This is a genomic window from Bacillus sp. GMs2/2 (genome assembly GCF_050172095.1).
In the GTDB taxonomy this organism is placed as follows: domain Bacteria; phylum Bacillota; class Bacilli; order Bacillales; family Bacillaceae_G; genus Bacillus_A; species Bacillus_A cereus.
Map to the genome: position 1 here is coordinate 1 of NZ_JBNLYE010000288.1, position 5,128 is coordinate 5,128.

A 5,128-nucleotide genomic window follows, 5' to 3' on the forward strand; every position below is an offset into this window, starting at 1 on the left:
TCTTTTTCACTTTTTAGCTAAACGATATGATTAGCGAGTGTATCTATTGCAAGTTCCTTAGTAGAAGCTTTTTATTAATAAGGTGGTGGAGATTTAATTGGTACACCACTCTTTAAAAGAGTTCAGAACATCAGCAGGTAGTCTAGGCGGAATAGCAGGTGCAAATTTAGTTGCATTAGCAATGGTTATATCACTTGTTTATGCTATGCTTGCAATGGCTTCTGTGTTAAACTTTGGATTGCTACCAGACTTTATTGTGGATTATCTTGTATCATTTTTAAATGAAAATAATGCTAAGATTCTTATGTATTATGATAACTGGTATTATTTCAGGTTATATTGGATTACTTTTATTCAAAAACTATCCAATTCGTATAGCAGAACAAATTCGTGGTACAACTGGAAAAGCGACAGATGTAGCAGCTTAATAGAATAGTAGAATAAATTTTTTTCATAGAGGTTTAGGGGGAGTTATGATGAAGTATCGCTCAGTATTTGATATTATCGGTCCAGTTATGATTGGACCATCAAGTTCACATACAGCAGGCGCGGCAAGAATGGGGCAAGTTGCTCGCCAGCTGTTTCGTCATGAACCAGAAAGAGTAAGCATTTCGTTATATGGATCATTTGCAAAGACGTATCGAGGGCATGGTACGGATGTAGCACTAATCGGTGGAATATTAGGATTTGAAACAGATGACTTACGTATTCCAGAGGCGCTAGAAATAGCAAAAGAGCGCGAAATTGAAGTGGAATTCATTGAAGAAGATGCCAATGCACCTCATCCAAATACAGCGAGAATTCGTTTGTATAAAGGTGAAGATGAAATTGAAGTTGTTGCTTGCTCAATTGGTGGCGGTAAAATTGAAGTTGTAGAATTAAACGGATTCGATCTTCAATTATCAGGCACGAGCCCAGCACTACTTATTGTAAATAACGATCGCTTCGGTGCTATTGCAGCGGTAGCTTCAATCCTTGCGAAACATGAGATTAACATTAGTACAATGAGTGTATCTCGTAAAGAAAAAGGAAGAAGAGCGCTTATGGTCATCGAAACAGATGAATTATTAGCAGATGAAGTAATTGAAGAAATAAAAGCGCAACAAAATATTTGTCAAGTAACTATTATGGAATAATTGCAGGGGGGACACACCATGTTTCGGAACGCAGCGGAACTAGTGGCGCAAGCTAAAGAACAAAATGTAAAAATCGCAGAAATTATGATTCAATGTGAAATGGAAACAAGAAGTATTTCACGTGAAGAAGTAATTGCTGGTATGGAAAAGAACTTAGTAGTGATGGAGCAAGCAGTAGAACGTGGTATTCGCGGCGTGAAATCACCAACTGGTTTAACTGGTGGAGATGCTGTAAAAGTTCAAGCGTATATGAAGAGTGGAAAAGGCTTATCTGGAGATACGATTTTGGATGCAGTAAGCAAAGCTGTGGCAACAAATGAAGTAAACGCAGCGATGGGAATTATTTGTGCAACACCAACAGCAGGGTCTGCTGGAACAGTGCCAGGTGTATTATTTGCACTAAGAGAAAAATTGCAGCCTACACGTGAAGAAATGATTGAATTCTTATTTACAGCAGGAGCTTTCGGTATGGTTGTTGCGAATAACGCTTGTATTTCTGGTGCGGCAGGAGGATGCCAAGCTGAAGTTGGTTCAGCAAGTGGAATGGCGGCTGCAGCTGCAGTTGAGATGGCTGGTGGAACACAAGATCAAGCAGCTACAGCGATGGCAATTTCATTAAAGAACATGCTTGGTTTAGTGTGTGATCCTGTTGCAGGACTTGTAGAAGTACCTTGTGTAAAACGTAATGCTGCAGGAGCTGCAAATGCGATGATCTCAGCAGATTTAGCATTAGCTGGTGTAACGAGTACAATTCCATGTGATGAAGTAATTGAGGCAATGTTTAGAATCGGACAAACGATGCCAGTAGCACTTCGTGAAACAGCAGAAGGTGGACTTGCAGCAACGCCGACTGGTCGTCGCCTGCAAGAAGAGATTTTTGGGAAGAACAATAACTAAGTGTAATTATAGAAAAGGGAGCTCAAATAAACTTGAGCTCCTTTTTCTATTTTTCTTTTGTTAGTTGTTCTAATGTTTTTCCAAGATTATGTGATCGTTTCGTTGCCTGTGTAATACAAGAAACAAGTGCTTGTTGAAATTTATGTTCTTGTAATACTTCAATACCTGCCTCGGTAGTTCCACCAGGAGAAGTAATTTCCTTTCGCAAAATAGAAGGGTGTTTGTCACTTGCTTTTAACATTTCAGCAGCACCAATCATCGTTTGAAGAATAAGTGATTTTGCAACATCTTCTTTTAAACCAATTTTTGTTGCAGCTTCTTCCATAGCTTCCACTACGTAATAAATATAAGCAGGTCCACTTCCGGATAATGCAGTGACAGCATGCATATCTTCTTCTTCTACAACAGAGACGAGACCAATCGTTTCAAATAAAGATGTTGCAATGCGAATATGTTCCGCTGTTGCATGTTTTGAAGGGGAGATAGCGGTAGCTGATTTTAAAATGGCTGCGGATGTATTTGGCATTGCACGAATAATTGGAACGTCTTTTTGAAGTAGTTTTCTAATTGAGTCAGTAGAAACACCTGCTAGTAATGAAATAATAAGCACGTTATTATTTATGTATTCTTTAAAAGGGGTAAGCGCCTCTGCAACATCCTTTGGTTTCATTGCTAGAAAAAGAATATTTGCATCAGTAAGCAATTCTTTTTTATTATGAGTACCTTTGACACCGTATTTTTTATGTAGCTCTTGTAATCTTGTCTCGTTAGAACGATTACTTACAGTAATTTGTTCACCTTTAACAACATTTGCATGTAACAAGCCACCAATAATAGCTTCGGCAATGGAGCCTGCACCGAGAAAGGAAATGTTTTGAATAGACATGATGTTCCTCCTTTAATTTTGGTTAGAAATTCTTATAAATGTACATACATTCGTTTTTTTATAGGAAACACCTCTTTTTATCTGAAAATAATGACAAATATATATAGAAGTTGTAAACTGAAGAAGTATTCATTTTTGAACCGGAAAGAGACAGGGGGGCTAAGCATGACGGCGATTCACCGAATGGAGATTCCTGTACCATTTGCAGTGGAAACTGTGAATGTGTTTTTAGTTGAGGGGGAGACATTAACATTAATTGATACAGGGACGAATACAGAAGAGGCAAGGAATGCGTTAGAAAGTCAATTAGGTGCATTAGGACATACGCTAGAAGATATTGAAACAGTAGTCATTACGCATCATCATGCAGATCATTGTGGACTTTTAAATATATTTTCTGAGAAGACGAATATTATTGGACATCCTTGGAATGAGCCTTGGATCACACAAAATCCAGAATTTTTAAAGCGGTATCATGAATTTTTTAGAGAGACGGCCTTACAGTTTGGTGTGCCAGCAGCATTTTTGAAAGACGAGTCGTTATTGACGACGAGGACACTTAAATATTCTTGTAATAGATCGTTAACGCATACTGTGAGAGAAGGAGATCGTATTGATTCTTTGCCTGGATTTATAGTACTTGAAACACCAGGTCATGCTTCTACTCATATTTCTTTATATAGAGAATCTGATGGAATATTAATTGGTGGAGATGCTCTCATCAGTCATATTTCTTCGAATCCAATACTAGAACCACCATATGAAGGGCAAACAGAACGGGCACGCCCATTACTACAATATAATCAAACATTACAGCGTTTAAGCGAAATGAATATTTCACGTATTTTATCAGGGCATGGGGAAGATGTTCTAAATGTGAAACAACTTATTGAAACGAGATTACAAAAGCAAGAAACACGTGCTTTTAAAGTGCTTGAGTTATTAAAGGAAAAACCAATGACAGCATTTGAAGTATGTGTAAAACTATTTCCGGTATTATATAAAGAACAATTACCACTTACTATTTCAGAAACGGTTGGACAATTGGACTATTTAGCATATAATCAACAAGTGATGATTGATGAGTCATCGCAACAATTGATTTATTATGCAAAGTAGGTGACAGCAATGACAGGACGTTTACAAAATAAAGTAATCGTCATTACAGGTGCTTCTAGTGGGATTGGTGAGCAAGTTGCAATGCAAGTTGCAGCACAGGGAGCGACTCCAGTATTAATGGCTCGAACAGAAGAGAAACTACAAGCGTTAGTAGACAAAATTAAAGAAACTTATAATACGCCTTGCTATTATTATGTATTAGATGTAAGTGAAGAGATGGAAGTACAGTCTGTTTTTTCAAAGGTATTACAAGAAGTGGGACGTATTGATATATTAGTAAACAATGCGGGATTTGGTATTTTTAAAACGTTTGAAGATGCGTCAATGGATGAAGTGAAAGATATGTTCCAAGTAAATGTATTTGGATTAGTAGCATGTACGAAAGCGGTACTACCTTATATGGTAAACAAGAACGAAGGACATATTATTAATATTGCTTCCCTTGCCGGAAAAATTGCAACTCCGAAATCAAGTGCGTATGCAGCAACGAAACATGCTGTATTAGGATTTACGAATAGTTTACGCATGGAATTAGCGAATACAGATATTTATGTTACAGCAATTAATCCAGGTCCGATAGATACAAACTTTTTTGAAATAGCGGATCAATCTGGTACATATGTAAAGAATATGGGACGTTACATGTTAAAACCAACATACGTAGCAGAACAAATCGTAAAGTCGATGCACACGAAAAAACGTGAAGTGAACTTACCGAAGTGGATGGGAATTGGCCCGAAACTTTATGCTTTATTCCCAGGTTTATTTGAACGTGTAGCAGGTAAATCATTAAGTAAAAAATAGGAGATTTCCACATGGAAATCTCCTATTTTTATTGTTTTCCAGTCACATAATCATAAACAATATCCTCAATCTCCTCGTATAAATCAATTTCAATATTTGAATGAGTCACCGTTTGAATATGTTTCACTAGCATTTCCTGATCTTCTTTTGATATTGGACTGCATTGATATTGCTGAAAACTTTTTATAATCATTTTCTCAATTAATTTTTCGTTCATATTTTTTCCCGCCTGTATGTACGTATGTATTGTTTTATTGTACTTGAAGTGAAATAAAAAAACTACCAT

General features: G+C 37.0%; 6 protein-coding genes. 4 read left to right on the plus strand and 2 right to left on the minus strand.

Annotated features, from left to right (window positions below; translation table 11 throughout):
- Window positions 1–476 precede the first annotated feature (476 nt).
- Together sdaAB and sdaAA are read left to right on the plus strand one after the other, a co-directional pair.
- Window positions 477–1,136, plus strand: coding sequence for an L-serine ammonia-lyase, iron-sulfur-dependent subunit beta (gene sdaAB, locus ACQGS6_RS22590; RefSeq protein ID WP_000877445.1), 660 nt, complete (start codon window positions 477–479; stop codon window positions 1,134–1,136).
- 18 nt (window positions 1,137–1,154) lie between these two features.
- Complete coding sequence (gene sdaAA, locus ACQGS6_RS22595) at window positions 1,155–2,033, plus strand: L-serine ammonia-lyase, iron-sulfur-dependent, subunit alpha (RefSeq protein ID WP_000489461.1); 879 nt, start codon at window positions 1,155–1,157, stop codon at window positions 2,031–2,033.
- A 46-nt stretch (window positions 2,034–2,079) separates the two neighbouring features.
- On the opposite strand, the gene proI is transcribed toward sdaAA, so the two are convergent.
- Window positions 2,080–2,919 carry a pyrroline-5-carboxylate reductase ProI gene (proI, locus tag ACQGS6_RS22600; RefSeq protein ID WP_070184373.1) on the minus strand — a complete coding sequence of 280 codons (840 nt, stop codon included), beginning with the start codon at window positions 2,917–2,919 and terminating at the stop codon, window positions 2,080–2,082.
- Window positions 2,920–3,084: 165 nt separating this feature from the next.
- Between proI and ACQGS6_RS22605 the strand changes: the two genes are divergently transcribed.
- Both ACQGS6_RS22605 and ACQGS6_RS22610 read left to right on the plus strand, forming a co-directional pair.
- A complete protein-coding gene (locus ACQGS6_RS22605) occupies window positions 3,085–4,038 on the plus strand; it encodes an MBL fold metallo-hydrolase (RefSeq protein WP_000125122.1) in 954 nt (317 codons plus the stop codon).
- A gap of 9 nt (window positions 4,039–4,047) precedes the next feature.
- Window positions 4,048–4,842, plus strand: a complete 795-nt coding sequence (locus ACQGS6_RS22610; RefSeq protein WP_000147791.1) for an SDR family NAD(P)-dependent oxidoreductase — start codon at window positions 4,048–4,050, stop codon at window positions 4,840–4,842.
- Between the two features lie 28 nt (window positions 4,843–4,870).
- Here ACQGS6_RS22610 and ACQGS6_RS22615 read toward each other — a convergent pair whose 3' ends face one another.
- Window positions 4,871–5,059 (minus strand): YqzH family protein, encoded by a 189-nt coding sequence (locus ACQGS6_RS22615; RefSeq protein ID WP_001003222.1) that lies wholly within the window; start codon window positions 5,057–5,059, stop codon window positions 4,871–4,873.
- Window positions 5,060–5,128 lie beyond the last annotated feature (69 nt).

Coding starts and splice junctions, on each gene's coding strand:
- sdaAB (WP_000877445.1), top strand. CDS start 477: ATGAAGTATCGCTCAGTATTTGATATTATCGGTCCAGTTATGATTGGA.
- sdaAA (WP_000489461.1), top strand. CDS start 1,155: ATGTTTCGGAACGCAGCGGAACTAGTGGCGCAAGCTAAAGAACAAAAT.
- proI (WP_070184373.1), bottom strand. CDS start 2,919: ATGTCTATTCAAAACATTTCCTTTCTCGGTGCAGGCTCCATTGCCGAA.
- ACQGS6_RS22605 (WP_000125122.1), top strand. CDS start 3,085: ATGACGGCGATTCACCGAATGGAGATTCCTGTACCATTTGCAGTGGAA.
- ACQGS6_RS22610 (WP_000147791.1), top strand. CDS start 4,048: ATGACAGGACGTTTACAAAATAAAGTAATCGTCATTACAGGTGCTTCT.
- ACQGS6_RS22615 (WP_001003222.1), bottom strand. CDS start 5,059: ATGAACGAAAAATTAATTGAGAAAATGATTATAAAAAGTTTTCAGCAA.